This is a genomic window from Paraglaciecola sp. QJM3NY_14 (genome assembly GCF_056173245.1).
In genome coordinates, this window is sequence record NZ_CM149664.1 from 1,469,689 (window position 1) to 1,492,113 (window position 22,425).

At 45.4% G+C, this 22,425-nt stretch carries 17 protein-coding genes; 15 read left to right on the forward strand and 2 right to left on the reverse strand.

What is annotated here, in order from left to right; genetic code table 11:
- Positions 1–40: 40 nt before the first annotated feature.
- Positions 41–3,712 carry a PAS domain-containing protein gene (locus AC0VYA_RS06235; protein ID WP_475490416.1) on the reverse strand — a complete coding sequence of 1,224 codons (3,672 nt, stop codon included), beginning with the start codon at positions 3,710–3,712 and terminating at the stop codon, positions 41–43.
- A gap of 174 nt (positions 3,713–3,886) precedes the next feature.
- Positions 3,887–5,554: an energy-dependent translational throttle protein EttA gene (gene ettA, locus AC0VYA_RS06240; RefSeq protein WP_475490417.1), complete on the reverse strand. Its 1,668-nt coding sequence runs from the start codon at positions 5,552–5,554 to the stop codon at positions 3,887–3,889.
- A gap of 273 nt (positions 5,555–5,827) precedes the next feature.
- Between ettA and AC0VYA_RS06245 the strand changes: the two genes are divergently transcribed.
- The 15 genes from AC0VYA_RS06245 (at position 5,828) to ribBA (ending at position 22,346) form a co-directional block, all read left to right on the forward strand.
- A complete protein-coding gene (locus AC0VYA_RS06245; protein WP_475490418.1) occupies positions 5,828–7,132 on the forward strand; it encodes a M20/M25/M40 family metallo-hydrolase in 1,305 nt (434 codons plus the stop codon).
- A 23-nt stretch (positions 7,133–7,155) separates the two neighbouring features.
- The gene (locus AC0VYA_RS06250) at positions 7,156–8,184 is read left to right on the forward strand and encodes a Gfo/Idh/MocA family protein (protein ID WP_475490419.1); all 1,029 of its coding nucleotides are present in this window, start codon (positions 7,156–7,158) and stop codon (positions 8,182–8,184) included.
- A 269-nt stretch (positions 8,185–8,453) separates the two neighbouring features.
- Positions 8,454–9,710, forward strand: coding sequence for a serine hydroxymethyltransferase (gene glyA, locus AC0VYA_RS06255; protein WP_475490420.1), 1,257 nt, complete (start codon positions 8,454–8,456; stop codon positions 9,708–9,710).
- Positions 9,711–9,940: 230 nt separating this feature from the next.
- A complete protein-coding gene (locus AC0VYA_RS06260; protein WP_475490421.1) occupies positions 9,941–10,525 on the forward strand; it encodes a FlgO family outer membrane protein in 585 nt (194 codons plus the stop codon).
- 13 nt (positions 10,526–10,538) lie between these two features.
- Positions 10,539–11,207: a FlgO family outer membrane protein gene (locus AC0VYA_RS06265; protein WP_475490422.1), complete on the forward strand. Its 669-nt coding sequence runs from the start codon at positions 10,539–10,541 to the stop codon at positions 11,205–11,207.
- A 48-nt stretch (positions 11,208–11,255) separates the two neighbouring features.
- Positions 11,256–12,395, forward strand: coding sequence for a FlgO family outer membrane protein (locus tag AC0VYA_RS06270; RefSeq protein WP_475490423.1), 1,140 nt, complete (start codon positions 11,256–11,258; stop codon positions 12,393–12,395).
- A gap of 211 nt (positions 12,396–12,606) precedes the next feature.
- Positions 12,607–13,218: a hypothetical protein gene (locus AC0VYA_RS06275; RefSeq protein WP_475490424.1), complete on the forward strand. Its 612-nt coding sequence runs from the start codon at positions 12,607–12,609 to the stop codon at positions 13,216–13,218.
- A gap of 51 nt (positions 13,219–13,269) precedes the next feature.
- Entirely contained in the window at positions 13,270–13,731 is a 462-nt protein-coding gene (locus AC0VYA_RS06280; protein WP_475490425.1) for a DUF4402 domain-containing protein, read from the forward strand.
- A gap of 71 nt (positions 13,732–13,802) precedes the next feature.
- A complete protein-coding gene (locus AC0VYA_RS06285; RefSeq protein WP_475490426.1) occupies positions 13,803–14,609 on the forward strand; it encodes a fimbrial biogenesis chaperone in 807 nt (268 codons plus the stop codon).
- 125 nt (positions 14,610–14,734) lie between these two features.
- Complete coding sequence (locus AC0VYA_RS06290) at positions 14,735–17,818, forward strand: SPOR domain-containing protein (protein WP_475490427.1); 3,084 nt, start codon at positions 14,735–14,737, stop codon at positions 17,816–17,818.
- Between the two features lie 54 nt (positions 17,819–17,872).
- Complete coding sequence (locus AC0VYA_RS06295) at positions 17,873–18,589, forward strand: SPOR domain-containing protein (protein ID WP_475491040.1); 717 nt, start codon at positions 17,873–17,875, stop codon at positions 18,587–18,589.
- Positions 18,590–18,717: 128 nt separating this feature from the next.
- Complete coding sequence (gene nrdR, locus AC0VYA_RS06300) at positions 18,718–19,167, forward strand: transcriptional regulator NrdR (protein ID WP_006992170.1); 450 nt, start codon at positions 18,718–18,720, stop codon at positions 19,165–19,167.
- A 58-nt stretch (positions 19,168–19,225) separates the two neighbouring features.
- On the forward strand, positions 19,226–20,344 hold the full coding sequence (gene ribD, locus AC0VYA_RS06305; protein WP_475490428.1) for a bifunctional diaminohydroxyphosphoribosylaminopyrimidine deaminase/5-amino-6-(5-phosphoribosylamino)uracil reductase RibD: 1,119 nt from the start codon (positions 19,226–19,228) through the stop codon (positions 20,342–20,344).
- A gap of 143 nt (positions 20,345–20,487) precedes the next feature.
- Positions 20,488–21,153, forward strand: coding sequence for a riboflavin synthase (locus tag AC0VYA_RS06310; protein WP_475490429.1), 666 nt, complete (start codon positions 20,488–20,490; stop codon positions 21,151–21,153).
- Positions 21,154–21,248: 95 nt separating this feature from the next.
- Positions 21,249–22,346 carry a bifunctional 3,4-dihydroxy-2-butanone-4-phosphate synthase/GTP cyclohydrolase II gene (gene ribBA / locus AC0VYA_RS06315; RefSeq protein ID WP_011574162.1) on the forward strand — a complete coding sequence of 366 codons (1,098 nt, stop codon included), beginning with the start codon at positions 21,249–21,251 and terminating at the stop codon, positions 22,344–22,346.
- The last annotated feature ends 79 nt before the right edge of the window (positions 22,347–22,425 follow it).

Here is a 22,425-nt window from a genome sequence, read left to right on the forward strand (position 1 = left end):
ATCAGCTTGAGCTTGTGAACAAGCCCTTTTAACGCCTCTGCTACGATCCGTTAGCAGGGCTTACTTGAGCCAAAAGGTTTAACATTGCGTTTAATGAAATCGGCTTAACCATATGATGGTCAAAACCTGCTTCTTTCGATTTACGTCTATCTTCATCCTGCCCCCAACCCGTTAGGGCAATGATCGTTATATTTTTGCCCCATGTCTCTTTACGAATTGCGCTGCACACTTGGTAACCATCAAGAATAGGCAGGCCTATGTCGAGTAGAATGACATCCGGTTTGTGTTGCGCTGCAGCGATAACTGCTTGCTCACCATCATAAACCACGTGTGTGGTGTGCTGATGTACGTTAAGCAACATCTGCATGCTGTCTGCACTGTCTTGGTTATCATCCACTATCAGCACATTTAACGCTTCTGTTTGCGCCGCGCGATTCACGCCGACAGTTTTTGGCGTGCCACTTGGTTTAGCAGGTGTGCTCGGTAGGGTGACAATAAACTCTGCACCATGGCCTAAGCCCTCGCTTTTACATTCGACGTGCCCGCCGTGCATTTCAACTAAGCGTTTGACCAATGACAGACCGATACCTAAACCACCCTCAGCTTGCTCAAGCTGATTGCTTACTTGGGTAAACAATTCAAATACTTGTGAGCGCATATGCTCAGCAATACCCAAGCCACTGTCTTTCACGCTAATGCTGACTTGTTGCTCACCACCTAAGTTGACTGTGACCCAAATAAACCCGTTTTTAGGGGTGTATTTGCACGCATTGTTGAGCAGGTTACCAAGTATTTGCGCTAAACGTGCAGGGTCAGCAAATAAAGAAATGGCTTCATGTGGCATATTAACCTGTACCGAGTGGCCCAAGCGTTTGGCGTAGGGGCTCACGGCTTCTACTGCTTGCTCAACGATGTCTTTAAGATCAATACGTTGGCGTTTCAAAGACAGTTTATCTTTTGATATACGGCTAATATCCAGTAAATCGTCAATTAGGCGTACCATTTGCGCAACTTGGCGATCCATGGTTGCCACTGCGGTCTGCATCATGGCGGGATCGGTCTTGACATTGCGTATCAATTCCATCGAGTTTCTTAGGGGCGCTAAGGGGTTTCGAAGTTCATGGGCTAATGTGGCAAGAAATTCATCTTTGCGCTTGTCAGCCACTGATAGCTTGTCTGTTAATTTGGTGAGTTTTTCAGCCATTTTACGCTGTTCAGTGATATCGGTATTGGTACCAAAAAAGCGGATTAGCTGGCCATCTTGTGCATAGATCGCATTCATTCGGGATAGGAACCAGCGATATTTACCGTTTGCACCCCGCAGCGGAAAGGTGTCTTCCCAGTCGATACCTTTGGCTAAACAGTCGGAAAATTTATTGAATACCGCCTCTTGGTGGTCAGGGTGATGGTACGCCTTCCACCCGCCGTTTAAGTTTTGCTCCATGGTGGTACCGGTATAAGACAACCAGCGCTGATTAAACCATTCTATTTCGCCTTGAGCATTGGCCATCCATGCTAGCTGGGGCACATTGTCGACGACCGCGCGAAAGCGTTCTTCACTTGACCTGACAGATTGTTCATTTTGCCTACGCTTAATAACGAGCTCAGCGGTACGCATGATGATATCAAGGCTGTCGTAGTCCATTTGTGCAGGCGCTTGAGGTGCACTGTAATACATAGCGAATACGCCCAGCACGTCTTTGCCTGAAATTATCGGCAACGACCAGCACGCCCGTAAATTGTGAGCCAGTGCTAAGTCTCGGTGCTCTACCCACAGTGGATCAGACGCAATATCGGCTACAAACACGGCTTGCTTGGTAGCCGCAGACGTACCACAAGCGCCACTTTTTTGGTTTATTTTCAGGCCATCAATGTGTTGCACATAGGCTTTTGGAAGACTGGGCCCGGCAGCAAAGTGCAAGCATTGGGCGTGTTCATCCACCAGCATAATGCTGCCAATCATGCCATTTTTAGAATGCTCCTCTAAAGACAATATGAGGGTTTCCAGCACATTATTAAGTGGTGCCTCTTGGGCCATTTGTTCCAAGGCGTTGGTTTGCGCAATCTGCAACGCTTCGGTTCGTTTGCGCTCACTTATGTTTGCTACTATACCTAGCATGCGCGTCGGTTTACCGTCCGTGTCGCCGTATAAACTGCCGTATGACGCTAACCAGTGGATGCTCTTGTCTGGCCAGATAACGCGAAATTCAGCGCGAAAGTCGCTGCCGTCTCTCAACGACTTTTCGAATTTATATTTCACTTCATCTCTGTCTTGGGGGTGAATATGGGCGTAAAAGCCTTCAATTCCCCATTGAGCATCAGGTATTTGGGCTTCGTAACCAAAGCATTTGTCGTGATGCAAAGAGCGTCGGGTTAAGCCTGTGACTAAATCCACCTCCCAGTCACCCACTTGAGCGGCCTCAAGGGTGATGTCTAAGGTGGTTTTGCTGGCACGCAAAGTTTCAAGAATTCTTAAGTGCTCTGTGCGTACCCAAAAACGCCGAGCAAACTCGATCACTAATTCAATTTCGTCATCACGCCACTCATGTGAAGCGCTACGATAAACACTTAATACAAAATGGTTCTTCTTATCTAAGCTGATAGGCACACAAATAAATGCACCTATGCCTCTTTCCTGAAACTGACCGTCTGTGTATCTGGGATCTGTGGCAACATTATTCACGATCAAGGTGAGGTTTTCTTTTTCGCACATAGCAATTTCAAAGGGCAGTTCCATCTTAGCTTTAGGCATTTCTGCTAGCGATGCGTGCTGCCATACATGCGTGATCCCAAGCCTTCCTGAAACGGGATGGGTTTCACAAAAAATGCAGGCACTTAAATCTAGGTGTGCAGCTAAGTTTTCGGTAATGATTGATTTGATTCTTTTTAAGCTGCCAGCACTGAGTAAGTCAGAACTGACTTGCGTCAACATGGCCGAATTACGCTCAGCACGTTTTCTGGTGGTGATGTCAATGCCTGAAGGAATAATCTGCACCACACTGCCATGTTCATCAAAAATGGGGTGCAGCATAAAATCTATATCGATGAGTACATCGTCAGCCAACCTTGCTGTGGTATCAAAACGAGAAGACACACCGTGCTTTGCTTTGTTTATCGCTTTGCGGATCGATTGCTGCACTTGGCTATCGTGTGACCACCAGAACGTTTGCTCGAACGGCAGACCGATGACTTCATCTTCCTGCAGTGACGCTGAAACAAGGGCGGTCTTGTTCGCTTCGCGCAAAATACCGTCGGGGGTTAATACGCCCATAAACACCGCAAAACGCTCTAATACATCAGTGACGACTTTGCCGTTGCTGTCAGTGGTCAATACTTTGCTGTCGTCGTCGAACGCTGACGCGGGTTGCTGAAGCCGTGTCAATTTAGTAAGCAGCTGTATCAAGGCGATACTGAGCAGTGAAAACCAGCTGATTTGCAATGAAAAAACAGATAATAGCGCATAGGGAATATGGTGGCGAAACAGGTAACTCACAACGCAAATTGCGCCGATGAAACAAAGGTAGGCCAGCGCCGAGTTTTTCCGATAAGCAGCCAGTAATACGGCAGGTAAAAATAACCACAACGCTTCACCTGGGCTAAATACACTGGCCAAAAAAGAGGCAAGAATGACGGCTAAAGCAAATGCGGTAAATGTACTTAGCCAGCCATTAAAGTTGAGTGTAGAAAAGCGTAAATGAGTGCTAAAAAACATCAGCAAAATCCGTTTGAAGAGAGGGGGGATCCCTGTCTTAATATTTGGCCGATTTTGCACTGTTTTTCCACTAATTCAAGCATTGTTGGTAAATAAAAACGCCGCTTAGGTTTCCCATCAGCGGCGTGTTGTTTTATTGCGGTAACGGTGCGCTTAAAACACCGGCAAAACCTGTTATTTACTGATTCTTTTGTATTTCAAGCGATGAGGCTCAACCACATCTTTACCTTGGGTTTCTTTGAGCCAAGTGGCGTACTCAGTGTAGTTACCCGCGAAGAAGTTGATTTTGCCTTCGTCACGGTAATCCATGATGTGGGTGGCGATGCGATCCAAGAACCAGCGATCGTGCGAGATAACCATGGCACAACCAGGGAACTCAAGCAGCGCGTTTTCAAGGGCGCGTAACGTTTCAACGTCCAAGTCGTTGGTTGGCTCATCCAGTAACAACACGTTGCCGCCGGCTTTTAATAACTTGGCCAAGTGCACACGATTACGCTCACCACCTGATAAGTCTTTGACAAATTTCTGTTGGTCGTTGCCTTTAAAGTTAAAACGGCTGCAATAGGCGCGGCTGTTTAGCTCGAAGTTACCGATACGAATAATGTCAGAATCATCAGAAATTTCTTTGTAAACCGTGTTGTTGCCATCCATGTGATCGCGAAACTGATCAACACTGGCCAGTTTTACTGTTTTACCCACAATGACTTCCCCTGAATCGGCATTTTCTTCGCCGCTTAGCATGCGAAATAGGGTCGATTTACCCGCGCCGTTTGGCCCGACAATACCCACAATGGCCCCTTTGGGCATGGCGAAGGTTAAATCATCAATGAGCAAACGATCACCGTAGCTTTTACGCAAATGGTTTACTTCAATGACTTGCTCGCCTAAGCGATCGCCCGGTGGGATAAACAATTCATTGGTTTCGTTACGTTTTTGGTAATCGCCGGTGTTAAGCTCTTCAAAGCGGGCCATACGCGCCTTGCTTTTAGACTGACGACCTTTGGCGTTTGAACGTACCCATTCCAATTCAGTTTTAATCGATTTTTGACGCGCACTTTCGGTTTTTTCTTCTTGTTGTAAACGAGCGTCCTTTTGCTCCAACCAAGAAGAATAATTGCCTTCCCAAGGAATACCTTGGCCACGGTCAAGCTCTAAAATCCAACCGGCGACGTTATCTAAGAAATAACGATCGTGAGTAATAGCGACCACTGTGCCTTCATAGTCGTGTAAGAAGCGCTCTAACCAGGCTACTGATTCTGCATCCAAGTGGTTGGTAGGCTCATCCAGTAACAGCATGTCGGGCTTTTCAAGCAATAAGCGACATAGAGCAACGCGGCGGCGCTCACCACCGGATAATTTGCTCACATCTGCATCCCAAGGCGGCAAACGCAAGGCATCGGCGGCGCGCTCAAGAGCATTTTCAAGGTTGTGACCGTCTTTACTTTGAATAATGGCTTCAAGCTCACCTTGCTCTTTAGCCAGTGCGTCAAAGTCGGCGTCTTCTTCTGCGTAGGCAGCGTACACTTCTTCAATGCGCTTGAGGGCATGGGCTACATCGGCGACGGCTTCTTCGATATTGCCGCGCACGTCTTTGCTTTCGTCTAGCTGTGGCTCTTGTGGTAAGTAACCAATTTTTAAGCCCGCTTGAGGAATGGCTTCCCCTTCGATGTCTTTATCGATTCCGGCCATGATCCGAAGCAGGGTAGATTTACCTGAGCCGTTCAAACCGAGAACGCCGATTTTGGCGCCGTGGAAGAAACTCAGTGAAATATCTTTAAGAATAAACTTGTTCGGGGGCACGATTTTGCCCACACGATTCATGCTATATACGTATTGCGCCATGATGAAAACAACTCCATAAAATTTTGCCTATTGTAAACACTGCACATGAGCGATGAAAGCGCTAGCTGAGACTATTTTTGTAATTGTTTACTTTGTGCTCGCAGCTAAACAGAGTTTGTTTTTTATCCGATTGATAATTAACTATATTTCTACCTTTAACTGGTTGATTTAAACGCGCTGAATGAGCACACATTCCTTGACAAATTTCGGTGTGCATCCCTTGCATCACTCGCGTAGTATTTGCATCGTCTTAGGGATTAAAAAGAGAGTGCTATGTTAAAAAAATCATCTGTTTTACTTATGTGCGCTGGGTTATTTTGTCAGCCGGTAATCGCCAGCCGCCTGGTTGAAAATGCCTTGGTAGAGCAAACAAGCCAAGAGTTAGCGAGCGCCAAAGCGTTACTGTTAAAAACGGTCAATATTAACAGTGGCACCATGAATTTTGCTGGCGTGAAAGAAGTCGGTGACATCATGCGCAAAGAGTATGACGCCCTAGGCTTTGACACCCAGTGGGTCGATGGCAGTGAATTTAACCGGGCAGGGCATCTTGTTGCTACCTATGAATCGCCGACTCATCCAAGCGGCCAAAAGCTTTTGTTAATCGGCCATTTGGATACGGTGTTTGCTAAAGACGATGACTTCCAGCAAGCCAAAGAAATAGACGAGCAACATATTGCCGGGCCGGGCATTTCAGATATGAAAGGCGGCAATGTGATCATGCTGACCGCCATTAAAGCCCTAAAAGCCAAAGGCATGCTTGACCGCTTAAATATCAAAGTGGTGCTTACCGGTGATGAAGAGTCCAGCGGTCGCCCGTTGAGTCAATCTAAAAAAGCCTTAATCGATGCGGCTATTTGGGCTGACGTCGCCCTTGGTTTTGAAGATGCTGATGGCGATATTCGAACAGCGGTAACCGCTCGGCGCGGTGCATCTACGTGGCAAGTGACCACATCTGGCAACGCTGCTCACTCGTCACAAATATTCACCGACAAAGTGGGTGATGGGGCGATATTTGAAATAGCGCGTATTTTACAAGAATTTCGTTTACAACTGGCCGATTTGCCTTTGCTTAGCTTTAACCCTGGTGTGATTGCAGGTGGTACGCGGGTAACAACGAGTAAGGGCGGCGATGAAGTGGTCGCCTTTGGCAAAACAAACGTTGTCGCCAAAGATGCCTCGGTAAAAGGCGGCCTGCGGGCGGCATCTCAAGAGCAGCTAGAACAAGCCAAAGCAATTATGAGCCAGGTGGTGGAGCAACACTTAGCGCAAACCGATGCCACTTTCACCTTTGATGAGGGCTACCCGCCCATGAAAGAAACCAAAGGCAATAAATCACTGCTGGCCCAGTACAGTCAAGTCAGCGTTGATTTAGGCTATGGCCCGGTAACAGCGGTTAACCCGCGAAATGCCGGAGCGGCAGATATCTCGTTTACCGCAGGGCATGTGAAAATGGCCATCGATGGGTTGGGCCTGATGGGGGAGGGCGGTCATACCAAAGATGAAGTGGCAGATATGCGTACCTTTAAACAGAATATCGAGAAAACCGCGGTGTTGATGTATCGCTTATCCAATCCTTAGTCGCAGATTATTTAGGAAGAAACATGAAAAAATTTAATTGGGCCATTATGGGCCCAGGCTCGATTGCAGATAGGTTTGCAGAAGCGTTGATGCCGTCACAAAAAGGCACTCTTTACGCTGTGGCCAGTCGCGATATTAGTAAAGCACAGGCCTTTGCTAACAAATACAGCGCTAACGGCGCTTTTCATCAAGCTGACAGCGTCGTTCCGAAACCCTACGGAAGCTATCAACAGATGCTGGCTGATCCTGAGGTCGACGTGGTGTATATCGCTACGCCGCAAAGCATGCACTACGAGCAAGCGAAAATGTGCTTAGAAGCTGGCAAACATGTATTGATGGAAAAGCCGCTGACTATTAATGCGGCGCAAACCGAGGCGCTAATAGCATTAGCACAAGAAAAGCAATTATTACTGCAAGAAGGGCTGTGGAGCCGCTTTATGCCATGCTTCGAGCAAGTAAAATTATGGCTTGATGAGGGGCGAATTGGCGAGCTGCAATATATTTGCTCTGACATTGGTTTTTCTTTTGGCGACAGAGAAGGGCACAGATTACATAACCCTGCTTTGGGTGGTGGCGCATTACTCGATTTAGGCGTTTACAGCATTACTTTGAGCCAATGTTTGATGCAAGAGCACCCCAGTGAAATCAACGCCATGAGCCATTTTGGTAACCTGCAAGTAGATGAAAACACGATCGTGAATATGCGTTATCCGTCTGGGCGCTTCGCTCAGTTTACCTGCACGATTGCTGCACAGGCGAGTAATTCAATGACGCTAATGGGCAGCAAAGGTCGCATTGTATTGCCGTATATGTTTTGGAACGGCAATAAAGCGACTTTGCAGCAAGAAGGTGTGCAAGACGAGGTGATTGAGTTTGCCCATCGGGTAAACGGTTTTGAATATCAAATTGAAGAAGCCATGAACATGATTGAGAAAAATCAAGTATGCAGTGATTTTATGCCCCACGGCGATAGCCTAGCGGTTATGCAAACCATGGATGAAATTCGCCGCCAAATTGGCCTGAAATTCAGCCCTGACGCAGAGCGTATTTAGCACGACTGGTTCACCACCTAAGCAGTGGTGATCCTTCTTTACACTTTTAGGTTATAGAACATTGCATAAAAGCTATGTACAAAAAGTGCAAAATGACTAGAATGTGCGCTCTTTTTAGTTAGCACTTAAATTGCCAGCCATCATAGCGTTTGATGAAAAATGCAGCTACGGCGTTAAGTGTCTGTTGAAATTATGTATTTTTGACAGGCCAAAGCGCACGCAGTTAAGCGACTTTTATCGCGCAATTGTAGCGGCCCCGAGGAGAACTGATGTTATCACGTGACATGAATATTGCCGATTTTGATCCTGAGTTGAGTCAAGCTATCGCGCAAGAAACCCAGCGCCAAGAAGATCACATTGAACTGATCGCCTCTGAAAACTACTGTAGCCCGCGCGTACTTGAAGCCCAAGGCTCGCAACTAACCAATAAATACGCTGAAGGTTACCCGCACAAGCGTTATTACGGCGGTTGTGAATACGTTGATATCGCAGAAGATTTAGCCATTGAGCGTGCTAACCAATTATTCGGCTCTGACTACGCCAACGTGCAGCCTCACTCTGGCTCACAAGCTAACTCAGCGGTATTTATGGCGTTACTTGACGCAGGTGATACCGTGCTAGGGATGAGCTTGGCACACGGCGGTCACTTAACCCACGGCGCACATGTTAGCTTCTCGGGCAAAACGTATAACGCAGTGCAGTACGGTATCGATGAGCAAACTGGCAAAATCGATTACGACGTAGTTGAAGCGCTCGCGGTTGAGCATAAGCCAAAAATGATCATCGGTGGTTTCTCAGCGTACTCAGGTATTGTTGATTGGCAGCGTTTCCGTGAAATCGCAGACAAAGTAGGTGCTTACTTATTAGTGGATATGGCTCACGTTGCAGGTTTAGTAGCCGCTGGTTTATACCCTAACCCATTACCTCATGCGCATGTGGTGACCACCACTACGCATAAAACCTTAGCTGGCCCACGTGGCGGTTTGATTTTATCAGCTTGTGGCGATGAAGCGATTTACAAAAAACTAAACAGCTCAGTATTCCCTGGTAATCAAGGTGGCCCTTTGTGTCACGTGATTGCAGCGAAAGCCGTTGCGTTTAAAGAAGCATTACAGCCAGATTTTAAAGTATACCAACAGCAAGTATTGCTTAACGCCAAGGCCATGGTCAGCGTAATGCAAGAGCGCGGATACGACATCGTATCTGGGGGCACCGACAACCACCTGTTCTTGCTTGATTTGATCAGCAAAGACATTACAGGTAAAGACGCTGATGCAGCGCTAGGGCGCGCTAACATCACAGTGAACAAAAACTCAGTACCAAACGACCCACGCTCTCCGTTTGTGACCAGTGGTTTGCGTATTGGTTCACCCGCCATTACCCGCCGTGGTTTTAAAGAAGAACAAGCGAAGCAAGTGGCTACGTGGATTTGTGACGTTATCGACAATATCGAAGACGAAGCGGTTATCGAACGCGTAAAAGGTGAAGTACTAACCCTTTGCGGTAAGTTCCCGGTATACGCGTAGGTTTTACGTCGTTCACTAAATAAGAAACACCATCCAGTGTAGTGCGGCAAAACGAGTGCACTAAATAGAAATCCGTTGAGGTTAGCCTTAACGGATTTTTTTATGGCCTGATATTTGCTGAAATCATCAATACTAAGGTCTGAGGCACTGTTTTTTGACGCTTCAATCATGATTTAACGTTGCGCTATAGGGATAGATAGCAACGCACTGAACAACGCGGGGCGAATGTTTTGAAGATTTTTTTGAGTCTATTAGTGCTATTTCTTGCAGGCTGTGCCCAATTACCGTCATGGCAAGAGGATGCCGATGAAGGGCAGATTGTGGCCGAAGAGCCTCTACTGCTGCATACAGAGCAAATAGCCAATAAGTTGTTCTCAAGCTTAGCGCCCATTGAATATGGGAACTTAGCAGTAGTGAGTTTTACCGAATTAGAGAGTTTAGCGTTATCAAAAGCCAACCATTCATTGAACATGTTAGGTTTGCAGCTCCAAGAAAGCATGTTATCTGTATCAACTCAGCGCGGCTTTAATGTGGTTGAAATACGGGCCGCGAATCAAGTTCAATTGTTTAAAGATCACGAGCGATTGCTAAGTCGTGACAGTGCAGATATCAGCAAAGATATAGATGTGCGCTACATGGTGGTAGGTACTTTACTTCAAGGTAATCAAATGACCACTGTTAACGCCAGATTACTTGATTTACGGGAAGGAACGGTTATCGCTGCGGTATCAGATAATGTTCCTAACAGTGTGATTGGCCTAAATGCCAACCAGATCCAGATGAAACATAACAAGCTGTATCGCTCGTCATTATAAAAGTGAGTTAATTATGAAATCGATCAAACTAGCCGCAATCCCCCTTATGTGCTTTTTAAGTACTTCATGTTCAAGTTGGTTTTCTAACGATGAGCAAGTTCAGGAATTAGAAGCCACAAACCCGAGCGAACAAACAATGACGTCAGTCAGTCGCTATAACAATCAACGCATGTCAGACATTTACAAGCGTGTTGAAGTAGGTGATGTTAACCATTATGTGCAAGGGATCATGCAAGACCTTATTGCCAATATGGATAACCCAGAAAGTAGCATGGATATTGGTGTGACGAGTTTTGTATATCTTGACGGTAGCTTTGATGAAACAGACCTGCTGGGCAATCAATTATCCGAGAGTTTTATTCACGAACTGCATCAATTTGGTTTAAACGTACTGGATTTCAAAAGCTCCGATTATATTCGCGTTACTCCAACAGGCGATTTTAATTTCAGCCGCGATTATGAAGAGCTAAACCCAGACATGCCTGTGCAATATGTAATGGGTGGCACTATGGTAAAGCATCAAGACGGGGTCATTGTGAACGCCCGTATGGTGTCTATCGAAAGCAAAAAGGTGTTGTCTAGCGCGCAAGGGTTTATCCCTGCCAGTGTGGTTAACGCATTACACCGAAGTCAGGGTAATCCCGGCATTAGCCTTAAATTCAAGCAAAGTGAAAAAAGCTAAGAATATTCTGAGCGCTTAAAGCTAATCGTTAAAATTCTGAGGTGTATTGTGAGCAAATTTAATAAGAATAACCAGAACGTAGTTAGGGGGCTAACCAAAGCATGTTGCGTAGGGGTCTTACTCACATCAGTATCCGGTTGTTCAATGTTTCAAGACAACAATGAAATAGTGATAGACAAAAGCGACCCACAATACCTCGAATTAAAAGCGATGCTCGAACAACAAAAAATTGAATGGGAAGCACAAAAACCGGCCCTTGAGCGCATGGTGAAAAACGAAGAAGATTTGGCTTTCTTAATTGATACTTTAAGTAAAATGTCAGTTATTGGCAGCTCGCCGTCGTTAGAGCAGTACATGCAGGGGCAACCCCAATATGCACAAGAGCATAACCCGCAAGGTAATAGTGCTCAATCTGACGGCAGCCAAAGTAAAGGCATCTCAGTCGGCAGCTCACAGACGATCAATACAGATAATTCAAATACCTCAATTAACGTTAACAATGTTAATAGTGGGAATACTTCTTATGCCAATCCGTTGGCACCACTGGCTGACTCTCCTGAAGAGTTAACGCAATTGATGAACGACCTACAAAAATTAGCCCGTACTCAGCGATATAATAAATTAAATAACATCACAGCATCTGCTCATTCCCAAAGCGATTCTGTCAACGGCAAATTAGAAAGCGCAACACATAACAACCAACTTGGTATGTCTACGGGGCGCTATGCCATCTCTCACGGCGGAATCTTTGCCAACAGTAAAGTGGGGTTGGGCGAGTATGCTCAGCAGTTGGCCGGTAAGTTGGCTAAATTTTCAGCTCTTGAAGGTACAACTGTAGGTGTCGCAAGTTTTGTTGATTTTGATGAAACGTTACGAAATTCCAGTAGCTTAGGCAATCAATTTGCTGAAGCCTTAGCCACTGAACTGCCCAGTTATGGCGTTAATGTAGTGGATTTCAAGCTAACTAAAAATATTGATGTGTCCGCCATGGGCGATTTAGCGCTATCGCGCAACGGTGCACTTCTAAATGGCCAAACCGATATGAATTACGTGCTGACAGGCACGCTGGTCGCCACTCACCGAGGAGTGAAAATTAACAGCCGTGTGGTATCTGTTGATGACAACAGCGTTATCGCGGCGGCCAGTACTTTTGTCCCTAGAGGGCTCTTGCAACAGATACAGCCATAGCTGAACGAAAATCGAACGGTTTCGGTTAATTGTTTAATTTTTAAGCAGTTAATTTTTTAAATATATAAGTTAATATACGATTTTTAGCGAAAAGTTGTATTATTTACTCAACAAAAAGCTCATCCCACCGATAAATGAGTTAGCCCTTAGTAAACAAGCGTGTTTATTTTGGCGCTACTACTTTACGTTTATTCAAAGATAGGGAACCACGATGACAAAAATGAACAAATTAGCTGCCGGATTAGCAGCATCGCTTTTATTAGTAAGTGCAGCTCAAGCTCAAGAAACTGTTACGACAACAGCGTCTGGTACGGTGCAAAATTCATTTACATTGACTAATGATGCAGATTTGGATTTTGGTACATTTCGAGCTCAGAATGATAACGCTGCATCAAGTCCCGTAACTGCTACGTTACGACGCCCAGCGGATCCATCAGAAAGCTCGGTAGCGACCAATGGCGCTGCTAATGCTGCGGTATTGCAGTCACTGGTAGAGGGAGCGCCAGCAGAGTACACAGTATCGGGAGTTGCTGGTTTTTCAACCTTGACCGTAACTGTTCCAGCGGACGGGGCCGTAACTCTAGCTGCAGCAGGAAGTCCCACAGGCGTTGCTACTTTTGTGTTGAACGGTTTTGAAGCGTATAAAACGTCAGGTACACCTGGTGATATCACTCTAACCAGTAACAGCGGTACGTTTCAAGTGGATGCAACAGGGGATGCCACATTTACTCTAGGTGCTACTTTGACGACAGTACCTAGCACGACTGACACCTATACTGATTTAGCATATTCAGGTGATTACGATATTACTGTTCAATATTAACTTAACTGGTTATGTAGGTGTGTTAATTTCGCACACCTACTATATTTTTAAATGAAATTTGTCGTGCTTGTGTTTTTAATAGTTCTTTATATTTTAGGTGCAGCTAACGCTCATGCAGCGATGGAAGTTAACGTACCGCTTTCTTTTGGTACTTTTGCTATTCCGAACAACTCCTCGGTCAGTCAGTTAACTATCTCCACTAATTACCGCTCGTACTCAACTAACCATATCCATGTAATTCAGCCAGGACAACCAGGCGAGTTCAAGTTGGTCGAGTTTCCGGTCCATACTCGCCTCTTTTTAAATGCCTCTTTACCACAACAATCGACGGTATTTGTGGGTGAAACGGAGCGGTTTACTTTGACGAACATTGAGTTACCAGACTCAGTGATTACAGATTCAAATGGTGAAGCAGATCTCTTAGTTGGAGCCACAATTGAATCATCGGGCAATGGAGGTCGATATCTAGACACGAAATACGATTTACCGCTGATTTTTACCATTAATTATTAATTTTTAGCACAAAGTGCACGAGAGAAAACATGATAAGTTTACGTTCACTAATATTTGGGTTAATCCTGTGTATGCTGTTTATTTCTTATGCGCAGGCAGATTTACTGATTTCACCCACCAGAGTTGTGTTTGACGAAAGAGCTAGATCTAAACAGATTGTGTTGATCAACTCAGGGAGCAAAACTATGACCTATCGACTGGGTTGGGAACAAAAAAAGGCTCTGACCTCAGGGGGGTATGCAGATTTAACTGCTGAAGAATTGAGCCAGTTTCCAGTTGCTAGTGACATGCTTAGATTTAGCCCAAAACAAGTGAGCCTGAAACCTGGCGAAAAACAAATTGTCAAAGTTGCAGTGAGAAGACCAAAAGACTTAGAAAACGGTGAGTATCGCTCTCATTTGTTGTTTAAAGCCTTACCGAACCCAAAAAGGCAAGAAGGTACGAACAATGCAATGTCGCTATCATTGAATGTCCGTATGAGCTATTCAATGCCCGTTATGGTTCGTGAAGGCAAAGAAACTAGCACCGTCGACATCTCTGAATACTCGTTTGATTACTCCCCTGAGAGCCATCGAGGAAAAATTTCTGTCGTACTGAATAAGAGTGGTGGAAAATCAACCTTTGGCAATGTGCTTGCGTACTGGTCAAACAGTAATAACGGACAGAAGTCTATGATTGCTCGGGTTAACTCCCATAGCGTTTATGCTGAGACTCAGCGCTCTGAGGTGGATTTGGTGTGGCTCGATAATCCTTTTACGCTATCAGATGGCGTTCTAACTGTGGTCTATGAAGGGGAGTCAGAATACCGCGGTCAGACCTTTACTACGCAGCAGTTCAATGTATCCAAAGAGAACATATCGACTTTTGCTTTAAATTAATATTTGATCTTCCGCTTTAAATCCAGCTTCTCCAATAGGTAAAACTATAACTAGCGCCAATTATTCGACGAATAACTTGGCGCGTTGTTTGCTATCCATTTGCTGTCAATTAGAAATGGAAGTTTATGTCACGTATTTCCTCTGCCGTTAGCGTATTATTTACCTTCATTGTCGCCACGCTAATGAGCCAAACAACCTCTGCAACGAGTAAGGCTGACTTGTCTTCGGCTTTGTCGAATAAAAAGCTAATTGCTCTGCTCAAAGACGTAAACCAAAAGTACCAGCAGTCAATCAAACCAAATGCACTTGATACAGTGGATAAAAGCGCAGTTTCTTCTCGCTTTGCTCCTGGTGAAGAGCTCTTTCTATCGCTGAATATTGGTAAACTTTATTTGGCTGATGTGTACGCGATTAAAAGCGCTAAGCAAGCACATATTAGCCTGATAACTTTGTTCGAAACGCTTGATTTCCCTATTCAGTTTGTCGAGCCAGAAAACAGCTCTGACCATGCTGGTGGGGCGTCAGGTTGGTTTATCCGCGAAGACAACACCTTTGATTTACAACTACCTGCAGCTCAAGACGAACCTATTTTAGTCGTGGTAAATGGGCAAGAGTATGAGCTTAATAACCAGGATTACACCCTAACCGACGATGGCGATATCTATGTTGAAGCAGCAGCAATAAGCCAGTGGATGGGCTTAGATTTTGAGTTTGATTTTGCCAATTTAGAGTTATTCACTGACTCAGATACCCCGTTACCCATTGAACAGCGTCTAGCGCGTCAGAGTCGCCGCGTGAACCAAGGCTCAGGTCGAGGGGAGGCGGTGTTGCCTATGCTGCAGTCAAATTACCAAGCGATAACCGCCCCACTCATTGATGTGCAACTTGCTACTACGATTGACCCTGATCGTGACAGCGCGCGCTACTCTGTTCTAGGTAGTCATGATTTTGCATACTTAAACAGTCAATTTTTTGTCGCGGGCAATGATGGTGACGAACTCAGCGATGTACGCTTAACGTTGTCAAAGGAGTCTTTAAATGGGGACTTACTCGGTCCGCTGAATGCCACCCAAGTGCAATTCGGTGATATCACCCCTGTTAATGTGGGCATTGGTAATACCGCCTCACAAAGCCGAGGCTTCAGAGTCACCAATAGTAAGCTTGCTCAAATTAATGATAACAAAACGATTAATCTTACTGGTGACATTCAGTTGGGCTGGGATATAGAGCTTTATCGAAATGGAATATTGATCGACCAGAAAATGAGCCTGCAAAGCGGGCGATATGAGTTTAACGACGTAGACTTACTGTTCGGTGATAACCAGTTCGAGCTCATCATGTATGGGCCTCAAGGCCAAATTGAAAGTAAAACTGAACAATACTTTATTACCACCAACTCGGTAGAGCAGGGGGAAGGGCAATATCGCTTTTCTGTCGCTGATGTGGGGGAGTCATTGTTCGGAATTTCCACTGTTAGCACGACGCAAGATCCTGGAGTACTGCTTTCGGGGGTATATAACAGAGGTATCACTGATTGGTTTTCACTGAGCGCGGGCGTTTCATCTTTATTGGCTGATGAAGGAGAAGATCAACAATATTTCTCTTTGGGCTCAAACTTAGCACTGTTTGATCGCGTGTTACTCGACGGCATAGTGCAAATTAATCAAGAGCAACAAACCCGAGCTGAATTTGGCGCTCGAACTCGCATCGGTGATACCGCATTAAGCGCTGATTATTACCTGGACGAACGCACCGTGTTATTCACGGACGAGCAGTTAAACGATGAACAAACCAATTTAGATGATACCCAGTTATATCAGCAATTCGCTTTGAATATGTCAGGTGAGTTGTACAAAGCGAATAGCTTCGGGGTGAACTATCAAAACGAGTGGCGTCATACCACGCTCGAAGACGGTTTGAGCACTGATTTATTCTCTAACCAGTTATCGATCAACAGTCGCTTACTTTATGTGTCCCATGAATTGAATTGGCTCAAAACTGACGATGAATTTTCTGAAGAACAATTTAGCGGTACCCTTCGTTTGCAAAAGAGTTTTGGGCGTGTTTTCACGCGTTTAAATGCAATTTATTCGATTAAACCTGAATCTCAATTAGAGCAAGTCAGTACCGAGCTATATATGCCATTGACGACTGAGCTGCAAAGCCAACTTGAAATTATTTACTATCCGCAGATTGATGATTACCGCGCGACACTAGGTCTAAATTGGCAGCATGACTTGTTTTATTTCACCGCTGACACTGAATACGATAAAGATGGTGATTGGTCAATTGGCTTAAATATGCGCTTTAGTTTCGGTTACGATCCCCTTGGCGAACAATTCTTTATGAATCGTCGTTCAATGGCCAGTAGTGGCGCTATGGCAGTGAGGGTGTTTGAAGATTTAAACTTAAATGGCCAGTTTGATAGTGATGAACCGTTAATCGAAAACGCGAAAATTAAAGCACTGCAAAATTATCGCCATGGCACCACTGATAAAACAGGTGTGGCGATGCTAAGCAGTATGACCAATAACGTGCGAACAGACATAGTGCTGGATAGGCGCAGTCTCGAAGATCCCTTTTTGATCAATGCTATTCCTGGTGTATCTGTAACGCCCAGAGCTGGTCACTTGGATGTGTTGGACTTCCCTGTGGTGCAATCTGGTGAGCTAGAAGGGGTCGTTTACGTCAGCAATGCCAGCGGCGATGAAGAAGTGGCTACTTATGCGCCAATCCGTTTGTACGATAGCAAAGGTAACGAGGTGAACAGTACAGTGACAGAGTTTGACGGTTACTATTTATTTACCGATTTGCTGCCAGATGATTATCAAATGCGTATTGATGCAAGCTACTTAGAAAAGAAAAACTTGCGTGATGGGAAAGTGATGGAAGTTAGCCTAGCGAGCGCGGGTGAAATAGTGAACGGTGCTGATTTTACTTTGCAAAAGCGAGAAGCAGCCAACGGATATGTGGTTTCAATCGGGGAATTCAATTCCCTCAGAATGCTGAAGGCTTTTTGGCAGATTTTGATTAAAAAAGGTGTATACGTAGTTAACCCTAAACCTTTTTATTACAAAGCGGTTGGCGACAAAAAATACACATTGAATGTGGCATTTTACCCTAAGCAAACCTACGCGAATGCAGTGTGCGCCCGATTCGCGGCAAAAAACATCTCGTGCAATGTAGCCCCCTTTACCTTTGATATTTAAGTTTCAGTTGAGATATAGACAATGAATAAGAGTAAATTTTCCTTCTCGAAAAGCATGAAGTCAGCGCCGATAGTAGGTGTATTTTTGCTTAGTGGTTGTTTCAGTACGCCAAAACAAGATATGCCAGATGTGCCTAGTGGGCTTACTGCAAAAGAGTTTCATGACACCATGACTGAGTTTGAGCAAATGAAACCCAGCTTGCAGCGTCTCGCTGCGCTTGAGCCTGAGCTCAAAGCGCTAATTTCACAGTTAACTCAAATTGCAGAAGCTGCTGAAATACAAGAAAAGCAAGAGGTAGCAGTGACAAAGTCGACGCAAAGCGCTCCAGAAATTGCTCAGGTTAATCAATCGACTTTAGTTGACTCAAAGCCGGTAAAATTGCCCCTTAGTAACTCACATATGATAATGGCTAATTCAATTGAGCACCGCACTAATAACCTAAGCACTAAGATGAATGTAAATGTAAAAAAGGGCGAGGTGGCAGTTAGTCCTGAAAAACCCGCTAAAGGACAATACACTCTGCAACTAACAGCCGTTACGGATAAAAACAAATTATTAGACTCATGGAGAACGTTACAAAAAACATATTCACCTGAATTGAATGATTTGCAGGCAATATACCAAGAAGTGGAGTTGTCTGGAGTGACTTTCTATCGTATCAAAGCGGGCTACTACTCGTCTGAGCAACAGGCAAAAAAAGGCTGTTCTTCACTCAAAAAGTTAGGAGCAAACTGCATTGTGAGTAATAGCAGCGGCTTGAGTGTTATCTGAATGAGCAGTTTCATTAAGAGCTAGGCACAGCAATGACACAGCCACTGTTGTTTTGTAACTGTATTTCCCTATCAACTTTCGCGTTTTTTTGTTAATTTACCGGAAAATTTCCGGTACAAGAGAACGTTATGTTTTGTCCCTTCTGTTCTATCCAAGAAACCAAGGTGATTGACTCTCGCTTAGTGGCTGACGGGCACCAAGTGCGCCGCCGTCGTGAATGTACTATGTGTAAAGAGCGTTTTACTACCTTTGAAATGGCTGAATTGGTCATGCCTCGCGTGGTCAAGCGCGATGGCTCTCGTGAGCCGTTTAACGAAGATAAGTTGCGGGCAGGTTTACAGCGAGCCCTTGAAAAACGCCCCGTGAGTACCGAGCAGGTAGAGCAGTGTATCAGTCGTCTTAAATCGGCTATGCGTGCCACAGGCGAGCGTGAGATCACCAGTGAATACTTGGGCAATCTAATTATGGACGCTCTCAAAGAGCTCGATAAAGTGGCTTATGTACGCTTTGCTTCTGTGTATCGCTCGTTCGAAGATATTCGCGAATTTGGCGAAGAAATCGCACGTTTGGGTGACTAACATGCCGAATGATTCACGTTTTTCCTGTGCCCTAGAGTTAAATTAATAAGGTTGTAGAGTGACGCAATTCTCTGCGCTTGACGCAAAAATGATGGCTTTGGCCATCCGTTTGGCTGAAAAAGGCCAATACACGACTTCGCCTAATCCCAATGTGGGCTGTGTTATTACTGATGCCCAAGGCAATATTGTCGGCCAAGGCTGGCATCAAAAAGCCGGGACCCCCCATGCAGAAATTCACGCTATTGCCCAAGCCGGTGAGCGCACCAAAGGCGCGACCGCTTACGTCACATTAGAGCCGTGCAATCATCACGGTCGCACAGGCCCATGCTCCGAAGCATTATTAGAAGCAGGGGTGAAACGCGTTGTTGCCGCTATGGTTGACCCAAACCCACTCGTAGCCGGCAGTGGTTTACAAAAGCTCAGTGACGCGGGTGTCCAGGTGAGCAGTGGTTTACTTGAAAGTGAAGCCAAGGCGCTTAATCGTGGCTTTATCAAACGCATGCAAACAGGCAAGCCTTGGGTCACCGTTAAGCTGGCATCAAGCATGGATGGCAAAACCGCGTTAAATAATGGTGAAAGCCAGTGGATAACCGGGCCCTTAGCCCGTGAAGATGTGCAACGCCACCGAGCGAAGAGTTGCGCGATATTGTCTGGCTCGGGCACGGTCCTGGCGGATAACCCTTCATTGAATGTGCGTTACAGCGAATTGGGTTTTGCAAGAAATGCGTTAGCAGAAGTGAATTTACGCCAACCTGTGCGAGTTTTGCTCGATGGGCGCAACCAGATGCGCCCTGATCTGCATTTATTTGCTTTATCGTCTCCCATTGTGATTATCAATAGCCAGCCAAATACAGCCGAATTTCCAGATCATGTTGAGCAATATCAAGCCCAATCAAACGGTGCGCAACTTGACCTGCAAGATGTAATGAAACACCTTGGCCAGCGCGGGTTTAACCATATATGGGTAGAGGCAGGGGCGAAGCTTGCAGGGGCGTTATTACAGAATAAACTAATAGATGAATTGATTTTGTACCAAGCGCCCAAACTATTAGGAGATAAAGGCCGAGATTTATTTGCGGTGGACGAATTAACCCAAATGCAGCAAGCTTTTGAATTACAATGGCAGGATGTACGCCAAGTCGGCCTAGATTTAAAGCTGACGGCGCGCTTTACATAATTTACTACCCACGCCAAGTGACCCGTACATAACGGAAATAACGGGCGTGTTTGATATAGGGTGTTCGTTTAACCTAGCCTGTTCGTTTCAAATCAGCGCGATGTTCAAACAGATTACACAGTTAATATGAGTGAAAAGACATTATGTTTACCGGAATAATTGAAGATGTGGGGCACATCGAATCCTTAACCCCAACGGGCGATGACATTCGCTTGCGCATACGGGTAAATAAACTGGATATGTCGGATGTGGCCCTTGGCGACAGTATCGCCAATAACGGTGTGTGTTTAACCGTGGTAGACATGAACTCGAGCGGCTTTAGTGCTGACGTGTCGCACGAGACCATTAAGCGCAGCGGTTTTGCCGATTATAAAGCCGGTAGCAAGGTAAACTTAGAAAAGGCCATGTTACCGACATCCCGCTTTGGTGGGCACATCGTCAGCGGGCACGTTGATGGTGTGGGCGAAGTCGTTTCCGTCTCCCCTGTTGGGCGTTACGTGGAAATTTGGGTGCAAGCACCAAAAGATTTAGCCCGTTACTTAGCGGAAAAAGGCTCGATTACTGTAGACGGTGTCAGCTTGACGGTGAATGCTGTAGACGGTGCTAAATTTTTGATTACCCTTATTCCCCACAGTCTGCAAGAAACGATTATTGGTGGCTACAAGAAGGGCACTAAAATTAATTTGGAAGTGGACGTGGTTGCCCGTTACTTAGAGCGTTTGATGCTCGGCGACAAAGCCGCTGAAACAGGCCAACAAAAATCAGATATCAGCATGGCATTTTTAGCTGAAAATGGCTTTTTACGTTAGGACACATGCTGAACAACAGTCGTGCGCTTATGGCACACAATGACATTTGCAGATAGCTGCTCATTTAAGACACAACCAAAAAGAATCACAATATTATGGCAATGAACACAACAGCAGAAATTATCGAAGACATTCGTCTTGGCAAAATGGTTATCTTGATGGATGACGAAGACCGTGAAAACGAAGGCGATTTAATTATGGCCGCTGAGTGCGTCACCCCAAAAGACATTAACTTTATGGTGACTCACGCTCGGGGGTTGGTTTGCTTGCCCATGACAGCAGAGCGTTGTAAACGCTTGAATTTGCCTTTGATGGTGGATAACAACGGTGCACAGTTCTCGACTAACTTCACCGTATCAATCGAAGCTCGTGAAGGGGTCACCACGGGTATTTCTGCTGCGGATCGTGCGCGCACTATTTTAGCGGCGGTTGCTACGGATGCCACGGCCAACGATATTGTGCAACCCGGGCATATATTCCCTCTTATTGCCAAAGAAGGTGGGGTGTTAAATCGCGCTGGGCATACCGAAGCGGGTGTTGATTTACCGCGTTTAGCTGGCTTGGAGCCTGCCTCAGTTATCGTTGAAATACTCAACGAAGACGGCACCATGGCCCGTGGCCCTGAGTTACAAGAATTTGCTAAAAAGCATGACCTGAAAATTGGCACAATCGCTGATTTGATTGAGTATCGTAACCTAAATGAAACCACCATCGAGCAAGTGGCAAAATGCAAATTGCCGACTGAGTACGGTGAGTTCGATTTGGTTACTTTTAAAGACTCGATTGATAACCAAGTACATTTCGCGTTGAGTAAAGGCGAAATTAGTCCTGATGAGCCAACGTTGGTGCGTGTGCATTTGCACAATACCTTGAGTGATTTGCTGGGTTCAGAGCGAGCAATTGAGCGCAGCATGAATTTACCCCAAGCACTAAAACGCATCGCTGCTGAAGGTGGTGTTTTAGTGTTACTGGGTAAAGATGAAGATTTGCTGACGCAAGTAAAACAGTTTGAAGCCGAAGATAATGGTGAAAAGCCTGTTGGCGCAGCATGGAGCGGCACGTCTCGCACTGTGGGTGTCGGTAGTCAAATACTTGCCAGCTTAGGCGTGAAAAAAATGCGCTTGCTAAGTCGACCTAAAAAATATCATGCCCTATCTGGTTACGGCTTAGAAGTGGTTGAATATGTAGATTAGCTAAATATAGTTAATTACAAACGCTAAAAAAACGCCTGCTTGTCAGGCGTTTTTTAGTTTTTACACATTACACATTGGT